General features: G+C 53.4%; 23 protein-coding genes and 1 other RNA gene. 16 read left to right on the forward strand and 8 right to left on the reverse strand.

Going from position 1 to position 24322, the window contains the following annotated elements; all coding sequences use genetic code 11:
• Positions 1-4 precede the first annotated feature (4 nt).
• Complete coding sequence (locus tag ACS0RQ_RS04350; protein ID WP_271849741.1) at positions 5-625, reverse strand: response regulator transcription factor; 621 nt, start codon at positions 623-625, stop codon at positions 5-7.
• Between the two features lie 208 nt (positions 626-833).
• Here ACS0RQ_RS04350 and ACS0RQ_RS04355 point away from each other — a divergent pair, with 208 nt between their 5' ends.
• A complete protein-coding gene (locus tag ACS0RQ_RS04355; protein WP_271849742.1) occupies positions 834-995 on the forward strand; it encodes a hypothetical protein in 162 nt (53 codons plus the stop codon).
• Positions 996-1031: 36 nt separating this feature from the next.
• Here the strand turns inward: ACS0RQ_RS04355 and ACS0RQ_RS04360 are convergent, their stop codons facing one another.
• A complete protein-coding gene (locus tag ACS0RQ_RS04360; protein ID WP_271849743.1) occupies positions 1032-2426 on the reverse strand; it encodes a sugar porter family MFS transporter in 1395 nt (464 codons plus the stop codon).
• 440 nt (positions 2427-2866) lie between these two features.
• A complete protein-coding gene (metK, locus tag ACS0RQ_RS04365) occupies positions 2867-4021 on the reverse strand; it encodes a methionine adenosyltransferase (RefSeq protein WP_039078000.1) in 1155 nt (384 codons plus the stop codon).
• A 409-nt stretch (positions 4022-4430) separates the two neighbouring features.
• Between metK and yqgG the strand changes: the two genes are divergently transcribed.
• From yqgG to speA, 3 genes are all read left to right on the forward strand, one after another.
• Positions 4431-4574 (forward strand): small protein YqgG, encoded by a 144-nt coding sequence (gene yqgG / locus ACS0RQ_RS04370; protein ID WP_418904020.1) that lies wholly within the window; start codon positions 4431-4433, stop codon positions 4572-4574.
• A 134-nt stretch (positions 4575-4708) separates the two neighbouring features.
• The gene (yqgB, locus tag ACS0RQ_RS04375) at positions 4709-4798 is read left to right on the forward strand and encodes an acid stress response protein YqgB (protein ID WP_271849771.1); all 90 of its coding nucleotides are present in this window, start codon (positions 4709-4711) and stop codon (positions 4796-4798) included.
• Between the two features lie 8 nt (positions 4799-4806).
• Positions 4807-6783, forward strand: a complete 1977-nt coding sequence (gene speA, locus ACS0RQ_RS04380; RefSeq protein ID WP_072039714.1) for a biosynthetic arginine decarboxylase — start codon at positions 4807-4809, stop codon at positions 6781-6783.
• A 180-nt stretch (positions 6784-6963) separates the two neighbouring features.
• On the opposite strand, the gene loiP is transcribed toward speA, so the two are convergent.
• Positions 6964-7722, reverse strand: coding sequence for a metalloprotease LoiP (gene loiP, locus ACS0RQ_RS04385; protein ID WP_039077998.1), 759 nt, complete (start codon positions 7720-7722; stop codon positions 6964-6966).
• Between the two features lie 281 nt (positions 7723-8003).
• On the opposite strand from loiP, the gene tkt reads away from it, so the two are divergent.
• The 7 genes from tkt to ACS0RQ_RS04420 all read left to right on the forward strand — a co-directional run bounded on the left by tkt (position 8004) and on the right by ACS0RQ_RS04420 (position 16405).
• A complete protein-coding gene (gene tkt, locus ACS0RQ_RS04390; RefSeq protein WP_334632645.1) occupies positions 8004-9995 on the forward strand; it encodes a transketolase in 1992 nt (663 codons plus the stop codon).
• A gap of 333 nt (positions 9996-10328) precedes the next feature.
• Positions 10329-11348 carry an erythrose-4-phosphate dehydrogenase gene (gene epd, locus ACS0RQ_RS04395; protein ID WP_271849744.1) on the forward strand — a complete coding sequence of 340 codons (1020 nt, stop codon included), beginning with the start codon at positions 10329-10331 and terminating at the stop codon, positions 11346-11348.
• A gap of 49 nt (positions 11349-11397) precedes the next feature.
• Positions 11398-12561 (forward strand): phosphoglycerate kinase, encoded by a 1164-nt coding sequence (gene pgk / locus ACS0RQ_RS04400; protein WP_039077995.1) that lies wholly within the window; start codon positions 11398-11400, stop codon positions 12559-12561.
• Positions 12562-12659: 98 nt separating this feature from the next.
• A complete protein-coding gene (fbaA, locus tag ACS0RQ_RS04405; RefSeq protein WP_271849745.1) occupies positions 12660-13739 on the forward strand; it encodes a class II fructose-bisphosphate aldolase in 1080 nt (359 codons plus the stop codon).
• A gap of 186 nt (positions 13740-13925) precedes the next feature.
• Positions 13926-14786, forward strand: coding sequence for a small-conductance mechanosensitive channel MscS (locus ACS0RQ_RS04410; protein WP_039077994.1), 861 nt, complete (start codon positions 13926-13928; stop codon positions 14784-14786).
• Positions 14787-14925: 139 nt separating this feature from the next.
• The gene (gene argO / locus ACS0RQ_RS04415; protein WP_271849746.1) at positions 14926-15561 is read left to right on the forward strand and encodes an arginine exporter ArgO; all 636 of its coding nucleotides are present in this window, start codon (positions 14926-14928) and stop codon (positions 15559-15561) included.
• A gap of 94 nt (positions 15562-15655) precedes the next feature.
• Positions 15656-16405, forward strand: a complete 750-nt coding sequence (locus tag ACS0RQ_RS04420; RefSeq protein WP_039077992.1) for an oxidative stress defense protein — start codon at positions 15656-15658, stop codon at positions 16403-16405.
• 103 nt (positions 16406-16508) lie between these two features.
• Here the strand turns inward: ACS0RQ_RS04420 and argP are convergent, their stop codons facing one another.
• Positions 16509-17402 carry a DNA-binding transcriptional regulator ArgP gene (gene argP / locus ACS0RQ_RS04425; RefSeq protein WP_039077991.1) on the reverse strand — a complete coding sequence of 298 codons (894 nt, stop codon included), beginning with the start codon at positions 17400-17402 and terminating at the stop codon, positions 16509-16511.
• 174 nt (positions 17403-17576) lie between these two features.
• Between argP and rpiA the strand changes: the two genes are divergently transcribed.
• Together rpiA and serA are read left to right on the forward strand one after the other, a co-directional pair.
• On the forward strand, positions 17577-18236 hold the full coding sequence (gene rpiA / locus ACS0RQ_RS04430) for a ribose-5-phosphate isomerase RpiA (protein ID WP_271849747.1): 660 nt from the start codon (positions 17577-17579) through the stop codon (positions 18234-18236).
• Between the two features lie 265 nt (positions 18237-18501).
• Complete coding sequence (serA, locus tag ACS0RQ_RS04435) at positions 18502-19734, forward strand: phosphoglycerate dehydrogenase (RefSeq protein ID WP_039077989.1); 1233 nt, start codon at positions 18502-18504, stop codon at positions 19732-19734.
• Between the two features lie 84 nt (positions 19735-19818).
• Here the strand turns inward: serA and ACS0RQ_RS04440 are convergent, their stop codons facing one another.
• The 3 genes from ACS0RQ_RS04440 to zapA all read right to left on the reverse strand — a co-directional run bounded on the left by ACS0RQ_RS04440 (position 19819) and on the right by zapA (position 20989).
• On the reverse strand, positions 19819-20415 hold the full coding sequence (locus ACS0RQ_RS04440; protein WP_271849748.1) for a 5-formyltetrahydrofolate cyclo-ligase: 597 nt from the start codon (positions 20413-20415) through the stop codon (positions 19819-19821).
• A gap of 19 nt (positions 20416-20434) precedes the next feature.
• A non-coding RNA gene (ssrS, locus tag ACS0RQ_RS04445) (6S RNA) lies at positions 20435-20618 on the reverse strand.
• 41 nt (positions 20619-20659) lie between these two features.
• Positions 20660-20989, reverse strand: a complete 330-nt coding sequence (gene zapA, locus ACS0RQ_RS04450; RefSeq protein WP_039077987.1) for a cell division protein ZapA — start codon at positions 20987-20989, stop codon at positions 20660-20662.
• A gap of 223 nt (positions 20990-21212) precedes the next feature.
• On the opposite strand from zapA, the gene ACS0RQ_RS04455 reads away from it, so the two are divergent.
• Genes ACS0RQ_RS04455 through ubiH form a run of 3 tightly spaced genes read left to right on the forward strand, consistent with a single transcriptional unit; the run spans position 21213 to position 24307 of the window.
• Entirely contained in the window at positions 21213-21791 is a 579-nt protein-coding gene (locus ACS0RQ_RS04455; protein WP_125123904.1) for a YecA/YgfB family protein, read from the forward strand.
• A gap of 24 nt (positions 21792-21815) precedes the next feature.
• The gene (gene pepP / locus ACS0RQ_RS04460) at positions 21816-23132 is read left to right on the forward strand and encodes a Xaa-Pro aminopeptidase (protein ID WP_271849749.1); all 1317 of its coding nucleotides are present in this window, start codon (positions 21816-21818) and stop codon (positions 23130-23132) included.
• Positions 23129-24307, forward strand: a complete 1179-nt coding sequence (gene ubiH, locus ACS0RQ_RS04465; protein ID WP_039077984.1) for a 2-octaprenyl-6-methoxyphenyl hydroxylase — start codon at positions 23129-23131, stop codon at positions 24305-24307. The genes pepP and ubiH overlap by 4 nt, the downstream gene beginning before the upstream one ends.
• Positions 24308-24322 lie beyond the last annotated feature (15 nt).

Consider the following 24322-nt stretch of genomic DNA (forward strand, 5'->3'; position numbering starts at 1 on the left):
GCCGTTATCGCCCGAGGGTTTTTTGAATATTCAGACGATCTGCAGCCCTGACCAGATCGGTCAGGGAACGGACCTGCATTTTCTCCATCACCCGCTTTTTATGTACTTTGGCGGTGATCTCGCTGACGCCCATTTCGGTGGCGATCTGTTTATTCAGCAGGCCACCAATGGCCAGTTGAAACACCTCTTTTTCGCGCGGCGTCAGTGAGTCATAACGGGTGGTCAACGCCTGTATCTCTTGCGTTTCGTCGAGGGTTTTCTCCGCCAGTTTCAGGGCATCGGCAACGGCCTGGAGCAACAAACCGGGAACAGCGGGTTTGGTCATAAACTCATATGCCCCTGCCTTCATCGCTTTGACCGAGAGCGGAATGGTGCCAAAACCGGTCAGGAAAATAACCGGAATCGCATGTCCAAGCCTGGAAAGGGCGTCGGTGACGTCGAAACCGCTGGCACCGGGCATATTCATATCCAGAATCAGACAGCCTGGCTGTGAGGTAAAAGGGTGGGACAGAAACGCTTGCGCTGAGGAAAAGTCGGCCACCCGATAATCCTCTGCTCGCAGCAGGCTGACCAGAGCCTGCCTGACGGAATTATCATCGTCCACAACGTAAACAATGTGATCCATGCGTGTTCCTGGCTATTAAAGAATATGCCTGTGCAAGGAAAAGACTGATGGGAATCGACACCCGTCATGTTCCTTACATTACAGTGACATACATATGTTTTTACTAAAGAATAACTGAATGTTAACACAATAATTATCATTATCATGTTTCAAATGAAAATAATAAAAATGAATGGCGTAATAACTAACGTTTCACTCTTCGGGGGCGTTGGCAGATAAAAAATGGCGTATTGGCCGCAGCAAGCGCAGAACGGCGGAAATTTTTGCCGCTGTGAATATCACCGTAGCGGGGGAGAAAATTCAGATTATTCTGCCAGAAGGTGAGCAGGCCAGCCGTCGGATGAGGGCTGGCCTGCGGTATCGCATGTGAAAGAGCGTGCCTGTGGTTTACAGGCACGCCATCAACTTAATTATGGGAACCGATTTCGCGCAGCGGGCGACCTTTCATCAGATTACGCTCGATATGCTCCAGCGAAATATGTTTGGTTTCCGGAACCAGCCACAGCGTCAGGATAATAAACAGGACGTTCAGGCCACCGTAGACCCAGAAGGTATTGGCGTTGCCAAGGGAGTCCAGCATGGTGAGGAACGTGGCGCCGACAATCATGTTCGCTATCCAGTTGGTTGCTGTTGAGCAGGTGATACCAAAATCACGCCCTTTCAGCGGCTGAATTTCCGAGCACAGCACCCAGATGACCGGACCGGCACTCATGGCAAACCCGACAATAAACATCAGCAGCATGGCGACGGCAAAGTATTGTGCGCCCTGCGAGTGAATGCCCAGATGCAGCATGGTCCCCAGAATCCCCATGCCGACAGCCATCACCAGGAAGCCAAGCACCAGCGTGGGTTTGCGGCCCCAGCGGTCGACAACGCCGATCGCGATAAAGGTGGCCAGGACATTGGTCAGACCGACGATGACCGTCCCCCACATTTGCTGCGTGGTATTACTGTAGCCTGCCAGCTCGAAGATTTTCGGCGCGTAATACATGATGACGTTCATGCCGGTGAACTGCTGCATAACCTGCAACAGCACGCCAAGGAAGACCGCGCGACGGAAATTGTTGTTCTCTTTAAACAGCGCCCAGCCGGTCTGTTTCACCTGCAGGCTCTCACGAATTTCATCCAGCTCGTTTTTGGCTTCGGCACTGGTATCACGCAGGCGTAACAGCACGCGTTCCGCGTCATGGAAACGGCGTTTGGCGGCATACCAGCGCGGGCTATCCGGCAGGAAGAACACGCCGATAAGCAGCAGGATCGCCGGAATAACAATCACGCCGAGCATCCAGCGCCATGCGCCGCTATAGCTAAATGCCGTATCCGACAGATAAGCACCGAGAATACCGATGGTGATCATCAACTGGTACATCGAAATCATACTGCCACGGATTTTTTCCGGTGCTATTTCGGACAGATAGAGCGGGGCGGTATAAGACGCGATCCCCACAGCAAGACCAAGAATAATGCGGGAAATAATCAGTACTTCGACGTTAGGGGCAACGGCAGAACACAGAGAACCAATAACAAAGAGAATTGCGCCGATCATCAGGCTTTTTTTACGCCCGAGTTTCCACGACATCCATCCGCTACCCACGGCGCCGACGGCGGCACCAAACATCATTGAACTGACCACCCACTCCTGTACGTGGGAGTCAATTTTAAAGTCATTGGTGATAAAGGGCAGCGCCCCGGCGATAACACCAATATCCAGGCCAAAGAGAAGTCCTGCCAGTGCAGCAAGGAAGCAGACAAAAAAGGTCATCGCCTTGTTTGAATGTCCCTGTTTTTTATTGTCAGGCATGATGCCCTCCATTCGTTATATCAGTTTTTGCGATGGTAAACGTAGGTCAATGCCGGGCTGTTTTTTGTGATGAATGTCACGCAAGTGTAATCGGTTACATTCGACCAAAAACGGGCAGGCAAATAAAACTGATAAATATTATAGATATAAGAAATAGAGGCGGGAGGGGATGACGGTAGTTTCGGACTAAACCGAAAGGAGGATGTAACAGCGGGACTTTAATTAATAAAGACCGGATAATAAGCAGCATCGATAACAGCAAAGCGGCTATGTAATCGTTATCATTAACGTATTGAAAACGCTTTAGAAGTTTAGTCAATTTTTGTAAACGCGCGGGATTACCGGGCTCTGAAAAGTAGCAGGCCAGCACAAGGCTGGCCTGTTAAACTCTGTCGCATCCGGGAAACACCCCAGACGCTTACCGGGGCTACGCCGTCCTGTTAGTTCAGGCCGGCAGCTTCACGCAACTGAGCCGCTTTGTCGGTTTTTTCCCATGGGAAGGTTTCGCGACCAAAGTGGCCGTAAGCCGCCGTTTGCTTATAGATCGGGTGCAGCAGGTCCAGCATCTGAATCAGGCCATACGGACGCAGGTCGAAGAACTCGCGCACCAGCAGGATTAACTGTTCAGCAGGCACTTTCTCAGTACCGAAAGTTTCCACCATGATAGAGGTCGGTTCTGCCACGCCGATAGCGTAGGAGACCTGAATCTCACAACGGTCAGCCAGGCCAGCCGCTACGATGTTTTTCGCCACATAACGGGCTGCGTAGGCTGCGGAACGGTCAACTTTAGACGGATCCTTACCAGAGAACGCGCCGCCACCGTGACGCGCCATGCCGCCGTAGGTATCAACGATGATTTTACGACCGGTCAGGCCGCAGTCACCCATCGGGCCACCGATAACGAAACGGCCAGTCGGGTTGATAAAGAATTTGGTGGATTCGTTCAGCCACTCGGTCGGCAGGACCGGCTTGATGATCTCTTCCATTACCGCTTCTTTCAGCGATTTCTGGTCGATATCTTCTGCGTGCTGAGTAGAGAGAACGACCGCGTCGATGCCGACGATTTTGCCGTCGTCATACTGGAAAGTGACCTGGCTTTTCGCATCCGGACGCAACCACGGCAGGGTGCCGTTTTTACGCACTTCTGCCTGACGCTCAACCAGACGGTGCGCGTAGGTGATCGGCGCTGGCATCAGCACGTCGGTTTCGTTGGTCGCATAACCGAACATCAGACCCTGGTCGCCTGCACCCTGCTCCAGCGGATCGGCACGGTCAACGCCCTGGTTAATATCAGGAGACTGTTTACCAATTGCACTCAGTACCGCGCAAGAGTTGGCATCAAAACCCATATCAGAATGGATATAACCAATTTCACGAACGGTGTTACGGGTGATCTCTTCGATATCCACCCATGCGCTGGTAGTGATTTCACCACCGACCAGCACCATGCCGGTTTTTACATAGGTTTCACAGGCAACACGCGCTTTCGGATCCTGTTCGAGGATCGCATCAAGCACGGCGTCGGAGATTTGGTCAGCAATTTTGTCAGGATGCCCTTCTGAGACGGACTCGGACGTAAAAAGGTGTTTTGCCATATTGTGTTTTCACCCTGGAATAATACGGTTGGCTTAGACACTGTGTCAGGATGCCTTCACGGTTGTTCCGCGAGGACGTGCAGGTAGCGACACGGACTGTCTAAGTGTTAATCAGTATAGATGGATTAACATCTGGATGGCTATTCTAGGTTAATTCTTAATCCCATTGCCAGCGTTTTTTGAGCCTCCAGATGTTCTGTTTGAATTGGTTACAGAAATTTTCCCTATGGATAGCGTCAACGTAATTTTTTATTTTGCATTTTCACCCCGTTATCGGTATAAAACGCCGCGCGCGGCTCATATTAAAAGCGCACGGGACTCCTCGTGTTGCCACTTCCAGCCGGGTTAAGCAATTTATGGCTTTGGCTTGTCGCAGGTCGCAAGACGTGTGTGGAGGTGATACGAGATAATGAACCGTTGCTTTCAGCAGAATCCGTTGCGTCGTTCTGACGCGCGTTTATTCCCCGCAACCCGCATTTCAAATCTGCAAACCTGCCGATGTTATACCCATTTCGGCGCTTCTCAGGACTCCCGGGCCGGTATGGCTCAGTGATGACTGAACAAGGGCTCTCCTGTTGATTCAGGGGTTTTCTCGTGGTTTCGCCGAACCGTCATATTTCGTTCGGTCACGTGTTTTACAATGTTATGAACAAGAAACCGGTCGCACAGTCGGCGTTTCAGCATCTTATGCTGCATAGCCAGACTGTTTATGGGTTGTTATCGCAACGTAACGTTGTGATAGTAGTTAACTGTTTTACACTTAATACAAAGAGTTGAGGTTCGCTATGTCTGACGACATGTCTTCATTTTCGCCTTCGTCAGCAGGCGAACACGGTGTACTACGTTCCATGCAGGAGGTTGCGATGAGCTCCCAGGAAGCCAGCAAGATGCTTCGTACTTACAATATTGCCTGGTGGGGTAATAACTATTATGACGTCAACGAACTGGGCCATATCAGCGTATGCCCGGATCCTGATGTCCCGGAAGCCCGTGTTGACCTGGCTCAACTGGTAAAAGCCCGTGAGGCGCAAGGCCAGCGTTTACCTGCGCTGTTCTGCTTCCCGCAGATCCTGCAACATCGTCTGCGCTCTATTAACGCCGCCTTTAAACGCGCGCGCGAATCCTATGGCTATAACGGCGATTACTTCCTGGTTTACCCGATTAAAGTAAACCAGCATCGTCGCGTTATTGAGTCGCTAATCCATTCCGGCGAGCCGCTGGGTCTTGAAGCCGGTTCGAAAGCCGAATTAATGGCGGTTCTGGCCCATGCGGGCATGACCCGCTCGGTGATTGTCTGTAACGGCTATAAAGACCGTGAATACATCCGTCTGGCACTTATTGGCGAGAAAATGGGCCACAAGGTCTATCTGGTCATTGAGAAGATGTCGGAAATCGCGATTGTGCTGGAAGAAGCCGAGCGCCTGAATGTGGTGCCGCGCCTGGGTGTGCGTGCGCGTCTGGCGTCGCAGGGCTCCGGTAAATGGCAATCCTCCGGCGGCGAGAAATCCAAATTTGGTCTCGCGGCGACGCAGGTTCTGCAACTGGTGGATATTCTGCGTGATGCCGGTCGTCTGGACAGCCTGCAACTGCTGCATTTCCACCTTGGTTCGCAGATGGCCAACATTCGCGATATCGCCACCGGCGTGCGTGAATCGGCACGTTTTTATGTTGAACTGCATAAGCTGGGTGTCAACATTCAGTGCTTCGACGTGGGCGGCGGTTTGGGTGTGGACTATGAAGGTACACGTTCCCAGTCAGACTGCTCGGTGAACTATGGCCTGAATGAGTATGCCAACAATATTATCTGGGCGATTGGCGATGCCTGCGAAGAGAATGGTCTGCCGCATCCAACAGTGATTACCGAGTCGGGCCGTGCGGTGACAGCACACCATACTGTGCTGGTGTCTAACATCATCGGCGTGGAGCGTAACGAATATACCGACGCGACACCTCCGCCAGAAGACGCTGCCCGCCCCCTGCAAAGCATGTGGGAAACCTGGCTGGAGATGCATGAGACCGGCAACCGCCGCTCACTGCGCGAATGGTTGCACGACAGCCAGATGGACCTGCACGATATTCATATCGGTTACTCCTCCGGCACCTTTAATCTTCAGGAGCGCGCCTGGGCAGAGCAACTGTATCTGAACATGTGCCATGAAGTGCAGAAGCAGCTCGACCCGAGTAACCGCGCGCATCGTCCGATTATTGACGAACTGCAGGAGCGTATGGCGGATAAGATTTACGTCAACTTCTCCCTGTTCCAGTCAATGCCGGATGCCTGGGGTATCGATCAACTCTTCCCGGTGCTGCCGCTGGAAGGTTTGAATCATGCGCCGGAACGTCGTGCGGTGTTACTGGATATCACCTGCGATTCCGACGGCGCTATCGATCACTATGTGGATGGCGATGGTATTGCGACCACGATGCCGATGCCGGAGTACGACCCGGAAAACCCGCCGATGCTGGGCTTCTTTATGGTTGGCGCGTACCAGGAAATTCTCGGCAACATGCATAACCTGTTTGGCGATACCGAAGCGGTGGACGTCTTTGTCTTCCCTGACGGCAGCGTGGAAGTTGAACTGTCGGATGAAGGCGATACCGTGGCCGATATGCTGCAATATGTGCAGCTCGATCCGAAAACTTTGCTGATTCAGTTCCGCGATCAGGTGAAACAGACCGATCTGGACGATGCGCTGCAACAGCAGTTCCTCGAAGAGTTTGAAGCAGGGCTGTACGGGTATACCTACCTCGAAGACGAGTAATCAGGACTCACCTTTAACTGACCGGTTTAATCATGTAAATCGGTCAGTTTTTTATTTATAGCGTCCTGGAAAGCATGAAGCGCCTGTTCGGCTTATGGATAGTGTGGAGAAGGATGTGACCGACGCGCGTAACTCGTAGCCCCGGTAAGCGCAGCGCCACCGGGGATGTTATATGTCAAATTACTTAATACCGTCCGCCGCCAGGCGATCGCGGATATGTTGCGCACGTTCAGCCGAGGCCGGGTGATCGTCAAACATAGAACTCTGGCGACCCTCTTCGAGTTTTGCTAATTTTTCGAAGCTGGTGGCCAGCCCAATCGGGCTAATTCCGCGTTTGCGCAACAGATCATAGGAATAATCGTCCGCTTCGGACTCCTGACGCTGCGAGAACTGCGAATTCACCAGTTTCTCGCCCAGGTCACCCAACTGTGATTGCGACAAATTGCCTACTACGCCGCCCGCCGATGCGGCAGCGGCACGCACGGCATTGGTGCCAAGCGCCACCTGCATGCCTTTCTTCACGTGACCGAGCGCAACGTGGCCCATTTCATGGCCAATTACCGCCTCGACCTCGTTGTCATTCATCATATCCATCAGACCGCTATAAACACGGATACAGCCATTCGCCATGGCAAAGGCGTTAACATCTTTTGCTACGTAAACCTTGTAGTTCACCGGCTGGCCGTTGATATTATCGCCCAGCGCGGCGGCAATCTTGCTAAGTCTCTGATTATACTGACTGCCCGCAGGGGCTATCGTTGCTTTACTGTCCATCTGCTTACAGGCTTCGTCACTCAGGCTTTTAACCTGAGCGTCGCTCAATGTGTAGGCCTGAAAAGCTTCTGCACCGGAGGTCATAAAACCGTTGGAGTCCATATTCTGGCAACCTGCCAACAGGGTCGCTGTTGTCAGAGCAAGCAAAGCCGGGCGAATTTTCATCTCTTATCTTCCACGCAGGTTAATTCATAATTCTGATAATGCGCCGCGCACAAACGAGCCGGTGCAGTTGCACAAGTATAAAGAATAGAAGGATTACGGGGCGAGTCCATTGCGCAACGACCATACACCTTCCAGAGATTTCTTAATCCTCAAAAGGATGCTCCATGTACATGACTTGCCGCTTGGGTTACATTGTTGGCACTTTTTTCCGGCGTAGCCCATAACGCGCTGTAGTCAAGTCGTTCCGGGCATGGCCTTTAACAGTCCGATCTGGAGTCAAAATGTCCTCACGTAAAGAGCTTGCCAATGCCATTCGTGCGCTGAGCATGGACGCGGTACAGAAAGCCAAATCCGGTCACCCGGGTGCCCCGATGGGTATGGCTGACATCGCCGAAGTCCTGTGGCGTGATTTCCTGAACCATAACCCGCAGAACCCGGCATGGGCTGACCGCGACCGTTTCGTGCTGTCCAACGGCCACGGTTCAATGCTGATTTACAGCCTGCTGCACCTCACCGGTTACGACCTGCCGATTGACGAGCTGAAAAACTTCCGTCAACTGCATTCAAAAACCCCGGGTCACCCGGAAGTGGGTTACACCGCAGGTGTGGAAACCACCACCGGCCCGCTGGGTCAGGGCATTGCCAACGCTGTGGGCATGGCGATTGCGGAGAAAACCCTGGCGGCGCAGTTTAACCGTCCGGGCCATGACATTGTTGACCACTTCACTTACGCGTTCATGGGCGACGGCTGCATGATGGAAGGTATCTCTCACGAGGTATGCTCCCTGGCCGGTACCCTGAAACTGGGCAAACTGGTTGCGTTCTACGACGACAACGGTATCTCCATTGACGGCCACGTTGAAGGCTGGTTTACCGATGATACCGCCGCACGCTTTGAAGCCTATGGCTGGCACGTAGTACGTGGTGTTGACGGTCATAACGCTGACTCCATCAAACGTGCAGTAGAAGAAGCGCGTGCAGTCACCGACAAACCGTCCCTGCTGATGTGCAAAACCATCATCGGCTTCGGTTCGCCGAACAAACAGGGTACTCACGACTCCCACGGCGCGCCGCTGGGCGACGCGGAAATCGCACTGACCCGCGAAGCGCTGGGCTGGAAACACCCGGCATTTGAAATCCCGTCTGAAATCTATGCCCAGTGGAATGCAAAAGAAGCAGGTCAGGCGAAAGAATCCGCCTGGAACGAGAAGTTCGCAGCCTACGCCAAAGCCTTCCCGCAGGAAGCCGCAGAGTTCACCCGCCGTATGAGCGGTGAGCTGCCGTCTGATTTCGACGCAAAAGCCAATGAATTCATCGCGAAGCTGCAGGCGAACCCGTCCAAAATCGCCAGCCGTAAAGCGTCCCAGAATGCGATTGAAGCCTTCGGCCCGTTGTTGCCTGAGTTCCTCGGCGGCTCCGCTGACCTGGCGCCTTCTAACCTGACCATCTGGTCCGGCTCTAAAGCGATTAACGAAGATACTGCCGGTAACTACATCCACTACGGCGTGCGCGAGTTCGGTATGACCGCTATCGCTAACGGTATCTCCCTGCACGGTGGTTTCCTGCCGTACACCTCCACCTTCCTGATGTTTGTGGAATATGCCCGTAACGCGGTGCGTATGGCGGCCCTGATGAAACAGCGCCAGGTGATGGTCTACACCCACGACTCTATCGGTCTGGGCGAAGATGGCCCGACTCACCAGCCGGTTGAGCAGGTGGCAAGCCTTCGCGTAACCCCGAACATGAGCACATGGCGTCCGTGTGACCAGGTGGAATCTGCAGTGGCATGGAAATACGGCGTTGAGCGTGCCGATGGCCCGACCGCGCTGATTCTGTCCCGTCAGAACCTGGCGCAGCAGGAGCGTACCGCTGAGCAACTGGCAAACGTGGCCCGTGGTGGTTACGTGCTGAAAGATTGCGCTGGTCAGCCAGAGCTTATCTTCATCGCCACTGGTTCTGAGGTTGAACTGGCGGTTGCCGCATGGGAAAAACTGACTGCCGAAGGCGTGAAGGCGCGCGTGGTTTCCATGCCGTCCACCGACGCGTTCGACAAACAGGATGCCGCCTACCGTGAATCCGTACTGCCGAAAGCGGTTTCTGCACGCGTGGCAATTGAAGCGGGTATCGCTGACTACTGGTTCAAATATGTGGGCCTGAACGGCGCTATCGTCGGGATGACCACCTTCGGTGAGTCTGCACCGGCAGAGCTGCTGTTTGAAGAGTTCGGCTTTACCGTAGACAACGTGATCGCTAAAGCGAAAGCGCTGCTGTAATTGTTATTGGATTGAGGGCTGATGCCCTCACTCTGCCCCTTTCCCGATGGGAGAGGGGACGTATACTAAAACGGTAACCGACAGGTTACCGTTTTGTTTTTTAACTCGACGTATTCCCGCAAAAATGTGACGCAAGTCAGATAAATGGTCGCCAGGGCTGGACATGGATTCCTTTTATTCTGTGTTTCGCTTATTCTAGCTGAAGCGTTTCAGTCGCTTAAATGTTCGACAATTAATCAATCAAACGCAGTTTGTGACAGGCGAGGTTCCCCTGTAAAGGTTGCTGCATTACTCTGTGAGCCACCTCAAATTGGGTAACCTTGCAGGAGATCTATGAGCGTACGCATAGCGATTAATGGCTTCGGTCGCATCGGGCGCAACGTGGTTCGTGCTTTGTATGAATCCGGGCGTCGGGCTGAAGTCACCGTGGTGGCAATCAATGAACTGGCAGATGCGGCAGGCATGGCCCATTTATTGAAATATGACACCAGCCACGGGCGTTTCGCATGGGATGTACATCAGGAGCGTGAGCAGCTGTTTGTCGGTGAAGACGCGATTCGTATTCTTCACCAGCGCGATATTGCCGGGCTTCCCTGGCGTGAGCTGGGCGTTGATGTAGTGCTCGATTGCACTGGCGTGTTTGGCAGCCGTGCCGATGGCGAAGCGCATCTGGCGGCGGGGGCGAAGAAAGTGTTGTTCTCGCATCCCGGCGGTAACGATCTCGACGCGACGGTTGTGTTTGGCGTCAATCAGGATGCCTTAAAACCTGACGATCGTATTGTGTCCAACGCCTCCTGCACCACGAACTGCATTATTCCGATTATTAAGCTTCTTGACGACGCCTGGGGAATCGAATCGGGTACTGTCACCACGATCCATTCCGCAATGCACGATCAGCAGGTGATTGACGCCTATCATCCTGATTTACGCCGTACGCGTGCAGCCAGCCAGTCTATTATTCCTGTGGACACGAAACTGGCGGCGGGTATCACCCGTATTTTCCCGCAATTTTATGACCGGTTTGAGGCGATTGCGGTGCGCGTACCAACCATAAATGTGACGGCCATCGACCTGAGCGTGACGGTGAAAAATCCGGTAAAAGCGTGTGAAGTCAATGCGTTGCTGCAAAAAGCAGCACAGGGAACATTTCATGGTATAGTTGACTATACGGAATTACCGTTGGTCTCAACAGATTTTAACCATGATCCGCACAGTGCCATTGTTGATGGCACGCAAACACGGGTCAGTGGCGCGCACCTTATTAAAACCCTGGTATGGTGCGATAACGAATGGGGCTTTGCTAACCGAATGCTCGACACGACGTTAGAGATGGCCGCAAAAGGTTTCAGGTAGGGCGCACATTGCGTTCGCAAAACTTTATGAATCATTGAGAGGATTCACCATGTCTGTAATTAAGATGACCGATCTGGATTTGGCAGGTAAACGCGTTTTCATCCGTGCGGATCTGAACGTACCGGTTAAAGATGGCAAAGTGACCAGCGATGCGCGTATCCGTGCTTCTCTGCCGACCATCGAGCTGGCGCTGAAACAAGGCGCGAAAGTGATGGTTACCTCCCATCTGGGTCGTCCGACCGAAGGCGAGTACAACGAAGAGTACTCTCTGCTGCCGGTTGTTAATTACCTGAAAGACAAACTGTCCAACCCGGTACGTCTGGTTAAAGACTACCTGGATGGCGTTGAAGTTGCTGCAGGTGAACTGGTTGTTCTGGAAAACGTTCGTTTCAACAAAGGCGAGAAGAAAGACGACGAAGCGCTGTCCAAAAAATATGCTGCACTGTGCGACGTATTTGTTATGGACGCTTTCGGTACTGCTCACCGTGCACAGGCTTCAACTCACGGTATTGGTAAATTCGCTGATGTTGCGTGCGCAGGCCCGCTGCTGGCTGACGAACTGGAAGCGCTGGGTAAAGCGCTGAAAGAGCCTGCTCGCCCGATGGTCGCTATCGTTGGTGGTTCTAAAGTTTCCACTAAACTGACCGTTCTGGACTCCCTGTCAAAAATCGCTGACCAGCTGATCGTCGGTGGCGGCATCGCCAACACCTTCGTTGCTGCTCAGGGACACAACGTGGGTAAATCCCTGTACGAAGCTGACCTGGTTGACGAAGCAAAACGCCTGCTGGGCACCTGCGATATTCCGGTTCCGACAGATGTTCGTGTTGCTACCGAGTTCTCCGAAACCGCGACCGCTACCCTGAAATCTGTTTCTGACATCAAAGACGAAGAGCAGATTCTGGACCTGGGCGATGTTTCTGCACAGAAACTGGCTGATATCCTGAAAAACGCGAAAACCATTCTGTGGAACGGCCCGGTTGGCGTGTTCGAATTCCCGAACTTCCGCAAAGGTACTGAAATCGTTGCTAACGCCATCGCTGACAGCGAAGCGTTCTCCATCGCAGGCGGCGGCGACACTCTGGCGGCTATCGACCTGTTCGGTATCGCTGACAAAATCTCCTACATCTCCACTGGTGGCGGTGCGTTCCTCGAGTTCGTGGAAGGCAAAGTGCTGCCGGCAGTCGCAATGCTCGAAGAGCGCGCTAAGAAGTAAGTATTCAATGGGCAGGGAAACCTGCCCAATTTTCAGCGCGCGTCATGCTCGCGAACTTTTTTCCAACGGTCGAAGATACAGATACAGGACTCGAAAACATGTCTAAAATTTTTGATTTCGTAAAACCGGGCGTCATTACCGGTGATGACGTACAGAAAGTGTTCCAGGTAGCGAAAGAAAATAACTTTGCGCTGCCAGCAGTTAACTGCGTGGGCACCGATTCCATTAACGCCGTTCTGGAAACCGCTGCGAAAGTGAAAGCACCGGTTATCGTTCAGTTCTCCAACGGTGGTGCTGCATTCATCGCGGGTAAAGGCGTGAAAACCGACATTCCTCAGGGCGCTGCTATCCTGGGTGCTATCTCTGGTGCGCATCACGTACACCAGATGGCAGAGCACTACGGTGTTCCGGTTATTCTGCACACTGACCACTGCGCGAAGAAACTGCTGCCGTGGATCGACGGTCTGCTGGACGCGGGTGAAAAACACTTTGCTGCTACGGGCAAACCGCTGTTCTCTTCTCACATGATCGACCTGTCTGAAGAGTCCCTGGAAGAAAACATCGAGATCTGCTCCAAATATCTGGCGCGCATGTCCAAAATCGGCATGACGCTGGAAATTGAACTGGGTTGCACCGGTGGCGAAGAAGACGGCGTGGACAACAGCCACATGGACGCTTCTGCACTGTACACTCAGCCGGAAGACGTTGATTACGCGTACACCAAACTGAACGCAATCAGCCCGCGCTTCACCATCGCCGCTTCCTTCGGTAACGTGCATGGCGTGTACAAACCGGGTAACGTGAAACTGACCCCGACTATCCTGCGCGACTCTCAGGAATATGTTTGCAAGAAACATAACCTGCCGCACAACGCCCTGAACTTTGTATTCCACGGCGGTTCCGGTTCTACTGCTCAGGAAATCAAAGACTCCGTAAGCTACGGTGTTATCAAAATGAACATCGATACCGACACCCAATGGGCGACCTGGGAAGGTATTCTGAACTACTACAAAACCAACGAAGCGTATCTGCAAGGTCAGCTGGGCAACCCGAAAGGCGAAGACCAGCCGAACAAGAAATACTACGATCCACGCGTATGGCTGCGTGCAGCGCAGTCTTCTATGATCACGCGTCTGGAACAGGCTTTCAAAGAACTGAACGCGGTTGACGTTCTGTAATTTTTGCCTTGTTTCCTGAATCAGGCCCGCTTATGCGGGCCTTTTTTATTTCCGATTCAATAGCCTGCACTCATCATTAAATGTGATCCATTTGGCAAAATCGTCCCTTATTGTTTACCCTTTAGGTGTCTGTCCGCCACCGTCGGGAAGGCTTGTTCTCGTACGGATCAACATAAGGAACAAAGAATGGAAGATCTTCACGTCGTCGATAGCATCAATGACGCAGGCTCCTGGCTGGTGACCAATCAGGCGTTACTGCTGAGTTACGCTGTTAACATTGTTGCCGCCATTGCCATCATTATTGTGGGTATGATCGTTGCCCGCATGATTTCAAACACCGTCAATAAACTGATGCGGGCGCGGCACATTGATGCCACCGTTGCCGATTTTCTCTCTGCGCTGGTGCGCTACGGCGTCATTGCATTTACCCTGATAGCCGCACTGGGGCGCGTGGGGGTACAAACCGCCTCGGTCATCGCTGTACTGGGTGCCGCAGGTCTGGCAATCGGTCTGGCGCTACAAGGGTCACTCTCGAACCTGGCCGCCGGGGTACTGCTGGTGACATTCCGCCCGTTCCGTTCCGGGGAATATGTTGATTTGGGGGGCGTCGCCGGTACCGTTCTGCAGGTGCAGATTTTCTCCACCACGCTGCGCAGCGCCGATGGCCGCATAATCGTGGTTCCCAACGGTAAAATTATCGCCGGGAACATTATTAACTTTTCCCGCGAGCCAGTTCGTCGTAACGAATTTATTATTGGCGTTGCGTACGATTCCGACATCGATCTGGTCACGAAACTACTGACCGATATCATCCAGGCTGACGACCGTATTCTGAAAGACCGGGAAATGACGGTGCGTCTGAATGAACTCGGGGCGTCTTCCATCAACTTTGTGGTACGCGTCTGGAGTAACAGTAGCGATCTGCAAAACGTTTACTGGGATGTGCTGGAGAAAGTGAAACGCAGCTTTGATGAGCACGGCATCAGTTTCCCCTACCCGCAAATGGATGTGAATTTCAAGCGGGTGAAAGAGCCTGTCGAAGAGTAAAGAATAAGGCCGGCACTGCTGGCCTTTTTACTGCTTTCTATTATTAGTTGACCTTATTACTCATTAAAATATTCAATTTCCGCTAATGATTCTCGCGCGTTATAGTCTGCATCCAGAAAAAGATGAGTGAGAATGTATTGTGATAATATATTATTTTCAAGGGCTTATATTGGGTGCAGCGTTGATTTTGCCCCTGGGGCCGCAAAATGCCTTTGTCATGAACCAGGGGATCCGTCGCCAGTACCACATCATGACGGCTTTGCTGTGTACGCTGAGCGACTTGCTGCTGATTTGCGCTGGGGTCTTCGGCGGCAGCGCCTTGTTGATGCAATCTCCCTGGCTGCTGGGCCTGGTCACCTGGGGCGGCGTCGCTTTTTTGTTGTGGTATGGCTATGGCGCGCTGAAAGCCGCGTTCGGCAGTCATATCGAGCTTGCCAGCGCCGAAGCGATGAAGCAGGGACGCTGGAAAATCATCGCGACTATGCTGGCGGTGACCTGGCTTAATCCTCATGTCTATCTGGATACCTTTGTTGTACTCGGCAGTCTCGGCGGGCAACTGGAGGCGGAGCCGAAGCGCTGGTTTGCGATGGGGACGATCAGTGCGTCTGTTATCTGGTTTTTTGGCCTGGCGATGCTGGCGGCCTGGTTTGCCCCGCGTCTGCGTACGGCAAAAGCACAACGTATCATCAATCTGATCGTCGGGGCGGTAATGTGGGTTATTGCCGCGCAACTGGCAAAAGAGGGCGTGGCCCATATGCAGGCGTTATTAAACTAAGTCTGGTCTGATAGACAAACCAACGGTATCCGCTAAGCTTTTCCCAGGCGTGCCGTTTTGTTACGGACGTAATAAGCAACATGGAGGAGCAACCGTGAAATTCAAAGTGATGGCCCTGGCGGCATTAGTGGGACTGAGTGTCATGTCGGTACAGGCAAGTGAACTGCCTGATGGCCCGCACATTATTACCTCGGGTACGTCGAGCGTGGACGCAGTGCCGGATATTGCCACCCTGGCAATTGAAGTGAACATCCAGGCGAAAGATGCTGCAACCGCCAAGAAACAGGCAGACGACCGCGTCGCCGAGTATCTCTCCTTCCTCGACAAGAATGGCGTAGTGAAGAAAGACATCAACGCCGCCAACTTGCGTACCCAGCCGGATTACGATTACCAAAACGGTAAAAGCGTGCTGAAAGGCTGGCGCGCCGTACGTACGGTGGAAGTAACCCTGCGCGATCTGGAGAAGCTCAATTCTCTGCTGGATGGTGCGCTGAAAGCCGGTCTGAATGAAATCCGTTCCGTTTCGCTGGGTGTTGCGCAACCGGATTCTTACAAGGATAAGGCGCGTAAAGCCGCCATTGATGATGCGGTTCATCAAGCCGAACAACTGGCAGCCGGTTTCCACGCGAAGCTTGGCCCGGTATATAGCGTGCGTTACCACGTTTCCAATTATCAGCCGAGCCCGATGGTTCGCATGATGAAAGCAGATGCGGCACCGGTATCCGCACAGGAAACGTACGAACAGCCGACCATTCAGTTTGCCGATCAGGTAGACGTTGTGTTCCAGCTTGAGCCAACGCAGAGCCAGACTCAGCAACCAGCAACAACGGACAAAACGCAGTAATTTCAAATGAGTGGGATATGTGGTCGCATCTGGGAAATCCCCGATGTGCCACGCTTACCGGGGCTACATTTTGCACAATATGTCGCCCCGGTAAGACAATGTTTTAATCTTGCCTTAACACCTTGTGGCCGTACGCCAGCAGTGCGTCGGTGACGTTGCGCATCATGCGGCTTTCTGGCGCAAACCGGTGCCAGAACAGCATTCGGCGCTGGAAGAGACCCGGCGTCAGATCGATCAGCTCTCCGGCATTCAACTCTCTTTCGATTTGCAGATGCGGGATCATACAGCAGGTCGTTCCCTGCCTTGCCAGTTGCACAAATGCTTCCGACGAGTTAACGATATGGCAGGGTACGCTGCCCGGCGGCAGGTCGAAGTTTTGCTGTAAGAAGGCCTGATGCATATCGTCGAGATGATCAAACGCCACGGCTGGCGCTTTAAGTAACGCCGAGCGGGTTACGCCATTCGGGAAGTAACGTTCAGCAAAGGCTTTTGAACCGACAAACAGGTAATCAAGCGCGCCAAGCTGGTCAACGAGGCAACTTGGCAGAGCCTGCGGCTGAATACTTACCGCACCGACCACTTCGCCTCGACGCAGACGCTCCTGAGTGCGGGTTTCATCTTCCACCTGTAAATTCAGACGAATTGGCGAGTCGGCCAGTACCGGTGCCAGCGCGGGCAGCAGCCAGGTTGCCAGACTGTCGGCGTTCACCGCCAACGACAGCAGGAGTGGGGTGGAGCCGGTTTGCTCATCACCCAGCCACTCTTCTTCCAGCAATTCTACCTGGCGCAGCAGCGCCAGCAATTTTTGCCCTTGTTCAGTAGGGCGCGGTGGGACGGTGCGCACCAGCAGAGGCTGACCAAACATATTTTCGAGCTGTTTAATACGCTGCGATACGGCGGACTGAGTGATACACAGCTTCTGCGCGGCGCGCTCAAACCCACGTTCCCGAATGACCGCATCGAGCGCCTGTAACGTTCTGTAGTCCGGACGTTTCATCTGACTGACATACTCCTGCAAAATAATTACTCAGCACTATGACATAATTTTTTGTCTCTTACAGACGAAAATGTACCTGCTGGTAATGTGACACAGCTCACAGGGACTTTTCCCCCTTCCATGTTCTATAATGCGCTTCGAATTCCACACCATTCTCACCACAGGCGAACAACGATGACGCAGGACGAATTAAAAAAAGCAGTGGGTTGGGCAGCGCTGAAATATGTTGAACCGGGTACTATCGTAGGTGTTGGTACCGGCTCCACCGCTGCGCACTTTATTGACGCGCTCGGTACCATGAAAGGTCAGATTGAAGGGGCGGTCTCCAGTTCCGATGCCTCGACAGAAAAACTGAAAGGCCTGGGTATCACCGTATTCGATCTGAACGAAGTCGATCGTCTGGGAATTTATGTTGATGGCGCGGATGAAATCAACGGCCAGATGCAGATGCTCAAAGGCGGCGGCGCCGCGTTAACGCGCGAAAAGATCATTGCCTCGGTAGCCGATAAATTTATCTGTATTGCCGATGCGTCCAAACAGGTCGAAATCCTCGGTAAATTCCCGCTGCCGGTGGAAGTGATCCCGATGGCACGAAGCGCTGTAGCGCGTGAACTGGTGAAGCTGGGCGGTCGCCCTGAATATCGCCAGAATGTGGTCACCGACAACGGCAACGTGATCCTCGACGTTTTTGGTCTGGAGATTATCGATCCTGTTGCGCTGGAAAATACGATTAACGGCATTCCGGGTGTGGTGACCGTGGGCTTGTTCGCCAACCGTGGTGCGGATGTGGCTTTGATCGGCAGCGCCGATGGCGTCAAAACCATCACAAAATGATCTGTGTGGGGGACGTGTTCCCCCATGAAAAAAATCTCAAAGAGCAAATTTGGTGACATCTGTCACGCTTCTGGATTCGCCCTGATAATCCTCCCGCCTCTGTGGCTATTTCCAGCATATTCCTCTGCCATTTCTCACTGTATGACATTCCTTCACAGGGCCGACGCAAACGTTCATATTGCTGCAATAGTTTTTTTTGATATGTTGACTACAGCGGATGAATATCCACACAACATCAGTTATGACAAAAAACAGGGTCGGGTAAATGGCAAAGGTATCACTGGAGAAAGACAAGATTAAATTTCTGCTCGTCGAAGGGGTGCATCAGAAAGCACTCGATAGCCTTCGTGCAGCAGGTTACACCAACATCGAGTATCACAAAGGCGCGCTCGACAGTGAGCAGCTCAAAGAGTCTATCCGTGATGCCCACTTCATTGGCATTCGATCCCGTACTAACCTGACCGAAGATGTTATTGCCGCCGCTGAAAAACTGGTTGCGATTGGTTGTTTCTGTATTGGTACCAACCAGGTCAATCTGGATGCGGCTGCACAGCGCGGTATCCCGGTATTTAACGCCCCGTTCTCTAACACGCGTTCCGTGGCGGAACTGGTGATTGGCGAGCTGTTACTGCTGATGCGCGGTATTCCGGAAGCGAATGCCAAAGCGCACCGCGGTATCTGGAACAAACTGGCCGTGGGCTCTTACGAAGCGCGCGGTAAAAAATTGGGCATCATTGGCTACGGCCACATCGGTACGCAGCTTGGCATTCTGGCTGAGTCACTCGGTATGCACGTTTATTTCTATGATATTGAAAGCAAACTGCCGCTGGGTAACGCGACCCAGGTTCAGCACCTGTCCGATTTGCTCAATATGAGTGATGTTGTCAGTCTGCACGTGCCGGAAAATGCCTCGACCAAAAACATGATGGGCGCGGAAGAGCTGGCGCTGATGAAGCCGGGATCACTGCTGATCAACGCCGCACGTGGTACGGTTGTTGATATTCCGGCGCTGTGCGATGCGCTTAAACGTAAACACCTGGCGGGCGCGGCAATCGACGTGTTCCCGACTGAGCCTGCAACCAACAGCGATCCGTTTAATTCACCGCTTTGCGAATTCGATAACGTGATTTTGACGCCGCATATTGGCGGTTCAACCCAGGAAGCGCAGGAAAACATCGGTCTGGAAGTGGCGGGTAAACTGATTAAATACTCTGATAACGGCTCAACGCTCTCTGCCGTTAACTTCCCGGAAGTGTCGCTGCCGCTGCACGGCGGTCGTCGTCTGCTGCATATCCACGAAAACCGTCCAGGCGTGCTGACCGCAATCAACCAGATCTTTGCTGGCGACGGTATCAATATCGCGGCTCAGTATCTGCAAACGACCCCGTATATGGGCTATGTGGTTATCGATATTGAAGCCGAAGAAGATGTGGCGCAAAAAGCGCTGCAGAGCATGAAGGCGATCCCGGGTACGATTCGCGCACGCCTGCTGTACTGATTATGCAGTGCCGGATGGCGAGATAAATGCAAAACGGCAACCTGAGGGTTGCCGTTTTTATGTGTTCTCACTCACCCTGTGGTTTCACCAACTCCACAACCTCGACGGCGTCACCACCGCAGGGAGCGGAATATCCCACTCTTCCACAGGAAGCATATCAACATGCTGACAATCATGCGCATAACCCACCGGCTGTAACCCATATCGTTGCCAGTTTTGTAGCGTTCTGTCGTAAAAGCCACCGCCCATTCCCAGACGTTGCCCCTGGCTGTCAAAGGCAACCAGCGGGGTTATCAGGACATCTAACTGTGCAAGCGGTAAAACATCGCGTACGTCCAGTTTCGGTTCCTGAATTTTCAGGCGATTGATAACCAGCTCGCTATGCGGATGGTATTGCAAAAACAGCAGATTGCCCGGGCTGAACGGATGCAGAACCGGCAGATAAACGCGTTTGCCGCTGCGCCAGAGCTGTTCGATAAGCGGTTGGGTGTCCAGCTCGCCATCGAAGGAGAGAAAAAGGGCGACAGTATGCGCCATCACGACCGGCGGATACGCCATCATGCGCGCTGCCGCTGCAATCGAAAAGTGTTCTTGTTGCCCGGCGGTGAGGGCGCGACGACGCTGCCGTATGATTTTACGGATTTCCTGACGTGACGGGGGAAGAGCAGAAAGTTGTGTCATGGTACCAGGTAGAAAGAAGGGAATCTCCGAGATGCCGCCGCAGGCTGTAACCCTTGAACCCTTGGTTCAAGGTGAATGTGTCGTCATAGTTTTAAGGCTTCTCGGACGGACCGAGCATGCTCACCAACCATGGAGCGCCACATTCTTGTGGTATGAAATATCGGCTCAGGGGACTGGCCCGCTTGCGAACATCTCAGAGAAATTTTTTCTTCACGGTCACTCTACCATAGTTAACCTTGAAGTGTTATTCAAACTTCGGCCCCGGTCTTTCGGATATGCGACCCTGATCAAGCAATGCCTGTTCGATGGTCTGTTGTAACATCCGAATACGCTGTTCCATGCTGGATGCGTAGTCACGGGTTTTTGCCTTTTCCTGAGTCAGTTCATAGCTGATATTCAGCGCTGCGATAAAGACTAACTGCTCAGTATTTGTGACTCTAGTGCGAACTTTCAGATCTTGCAACCGCTGATTCAGATCCTCCGCGGCCTGATTCAGAGCATCTCTCTGTTCAGGCGGGCAATTCACTCGCAGTGAACGGCCAAAAATTTGGATATCGACGGGTTGTGCAGACATGCCACCTTCCTGCTGTTTGACTGCGCTCTGCCTTCACAGCCGAGTCCTGGCTGCGAAGGGGCGTCACTATAGCCACCCTGGTGAGAGGATTCAAGCTCTTTGCTATACCTTAATTCACTCATAGCGCATGCAAAGGCATGTAACGTGAAGCATGACGGGTATATCACCAGGGTCCAAAGTGGTAGCATACCATGAATATTCTCCCCAACGACGATGAATGCGCATGTCTATACAGAACGAAATACCTGGTTACAACGATGTAGGCCAGTTGCTCAATCAGCAAGGTGTTGGACTGATTCCTGCGGAAATGCACGGGCTTATCGCGGGGATGCTTTGTGGCGGCAACAACGACAGCTCCTGGCAGCCGCTGTTGCATGACCTGACTAACGAAGGGTTAGCATTCGGCCATGAGCTCGCTCAGGCGCTGCGCAGCATGCATGCCGCTACCAGCGACTCACTGGAGGATGACGGTTTCCTGTTCCAGCTTTATCTGCCGACCGGCGACGACGTGAGCGTGTTTGACCGTGCCGATGCGCTGGCAGGCTGGGTTAACCACTTCCTACTGGGGCTTGGCGTCACGCAGCCGAAACTCGACAAAGTGACCGGCGAAACCGGTGAAGCGATTGACGATCTGCGTAACATTGCTTTGCTCGGTTATGACGAAGATGAAGATCAGGAAGAGCTGGAGATGTCGCTCGAAGAGATCATCGAATATGTGCGCGTTGCGGCGCTGCTGTGCCATGACACATTTACCCGTCCGCAGCCAACGGCACCCGAAGTGCGTAAGCCAACCCTGCATTAATCTATTCCGCTCAAAGGAGATGTCATGACACAGCTTGAGTTTCTCCGACGCCGTCAGGCGTTGCTGGCGCAGATGGCGCCAGCCAGCGCGGCGCTTATTTTCGCGGCGCCGGAAGCGACCCGCAGTGCCGACAGTGAATACCCGTATCGTCAGAACAGCGACTTTTGGTATTTCACCGGTTTTAATGAGCCGGAAGCGGTGCTGGTGCTGATTAAAAGTGATGATACCCATAACCACAGCGTCCTGTTTAACCGGATTCGCGATAAGACGGCGGAAATCTGGTTTGGCCGCCGTCTGGGGCAGGAGGCGGCGCCAGAAAAACTGGGTGTAGACAGGGCGCTGGCGTTTCCGGAAATAGGCAAACATCTTTACCAATTGCTCAACGGCCTGGACGCGGTCTATCACGCCCAGGGCGAATACGCTTATGCTGATGAGATTGTCTTTGCCGCGCTGGATAAACTGCGTAAAGGCTCTCGACAGAATCTCACTGCCCCGGCCACGGTGACCGACTGGCGGCCTATCGTGCATGAAATGCGTCTGTTCAAGTCAGCCGAAGAAATCGAGGTAATGCGTCGCGCCGGAGAGATTTCAGCGCTGGCACATACCCGCGCCATGCAAACCTGTAAACCCGGGATGTTTGAATACCAGCTTGAAGGCGAAATCCACCACGAGTTCAACCGTCACGGCGCCCGTTTTCCGTCCTATAACACTATCGTCGGTGCCGGGGAGAACGGCTGTATTTTGCATTACACCGAAAACGAAAGCGTGATGCGTGATGGTGATTTAGTGCTGATCGACGCGGGTTGCGAATACATGGGGTATGCCGGCGATATTACCCGTACCTTTCCGGTTAACGGCAAGTTCAGCCCGGCGCAGCGTGAAGTGTATGACATTGTACTGGAATCACTGGAAACGGCCCTGCGCCTGTTCCGCCCTGGCACCTCTATTCAGGAAGTGAACGGGGAAGTGGTGCGCATCATGGTAACCGGGCTGGTGAAACTGGGCATTCTTAAGGGCGAGGTTGACACGCTGGTTGCTGAGAATGCGCATCGCCCTTTCTTTATGCATGGTCTGAGCCACTGGTTGGGGTTGGATGTCCATGATGTCGGTGTCTATGGTCAGGATCGCTCGCGTATCCTTGAACCGGGGATGGTATTGACCGTTGAGCCGGGTCTCTATATCGCCCCGGATGCCGACGTACCAGAAGCCTATCGGGGGATTGGCATTCGCGTGGAAGATGACATTGTGATCACCGAAAACGGTAATGAAAACCTCACCGCCAGCGTCGTTAAAAAAGCCGATGACATTGAGGCGCTGATGGCAGCGGCACGTCGCTTATGAGTGTGATTATTGTTGGTGGCGGTATGGCAGGCGCGACGCTCGCGCTGTCGATTTCGCATTTAACCGGTGGTCGCCTTCCTGTTCATCTCATCGAAGCGACCGAACCGAGTTCTCAGGATCACCCAGGCTTTGATGCGCGCGCTATCGCGCTGGCGGCGGGAACGTGCCAGCAGCTCGCGCGAGTGGGGATCTGGTCACATATCGTCGAGAAAGCCACGCCGATTACCACCGTGCATGTCAGCGATCGCGGCCATGCCGGTTTCGTGACCCTTGATGCTGATGATTATCACATTGAGGCGCTCGGCCAGGTGGTGGAACTGCACGATGTCGGTACCCGTCTTTTTAGTCTTCTGAAAAAAGCGCCTGGCGTGACGCTCCATTGCCCCGCACGGGTGAGCTTCTTCTCCAGGGATGAAGACCGCGTGGCGGTCGCACTGGAAAGTGGGGAGACGATTAACGGAACCCTACTGGTCGCCGCGGATGGCTCCCGCTCTGCGCTGGGTGCGCAATGTGGTATTAGCTGGCAACAGGCACCCTATCAGCAGGTTGCGGTGATTGCTAACGTCACGACCTCGGTGGCGCATCAGGGGCGCGCGTTTGAGCGTTTTACCGCTCACGGCCCGCTGGCAATGCTGCCGATGTCGCACGGACGTTGCTCGCTGGTGTGGTGTCACCCGCTCGACAGACAGGAACAGATCCTGAACTGGAGCGATGAGACCTTCTGCCATGAGCTGCAAAAAGCCTTTGGCTGGCGGCTGGGCCGAATCATGCAGGCGGGAGTCCGTAACGCTTATCCGCTTTCTCTCTCCACCGCCTCCTCGCCTATTTCACATCGTACTGTGCTGGTTGGAAATGCCGCGCAGACGCTCCACCCGATTGCCGGGCAGGGCTTTAACCTGGGGATGCGTGATGTGATGAGCCTGGCCGAAACGCTGGCCGATGCCTGGACGCAGCAGCAGGATGTTGGCGGTTATGGCGTGCTGACACGCTATCGCGATCGTCGCCGTGATGATAAGTGCGCTACGATTGGCGTGACAGATGGGTTAGTGCATCTTTTTGCTAATCGCTGGGCGCCGCTGGTTGTCGGGCGTAACGTCGGTTTGATGGCAATGGAATTATTTACCCCGGCGCGTGATGCGCTGGCGCAGCGTACTCTGGGCTGGGTGGCGCGTTAAGGTCTTCAGGAGCTA

The sequence above is a fragment of the Phytobacter diazotrophicus genome, from assembly GCF_052061655.1.
In the GTDB taxonomy this organism is placed as follows: Bacteria; Pseudomonadota; Gammaproteobacteria; order Enterobacterales; family Enterobacteriaceae; genus Phytobacter; species Phytobacter diazotrophicus.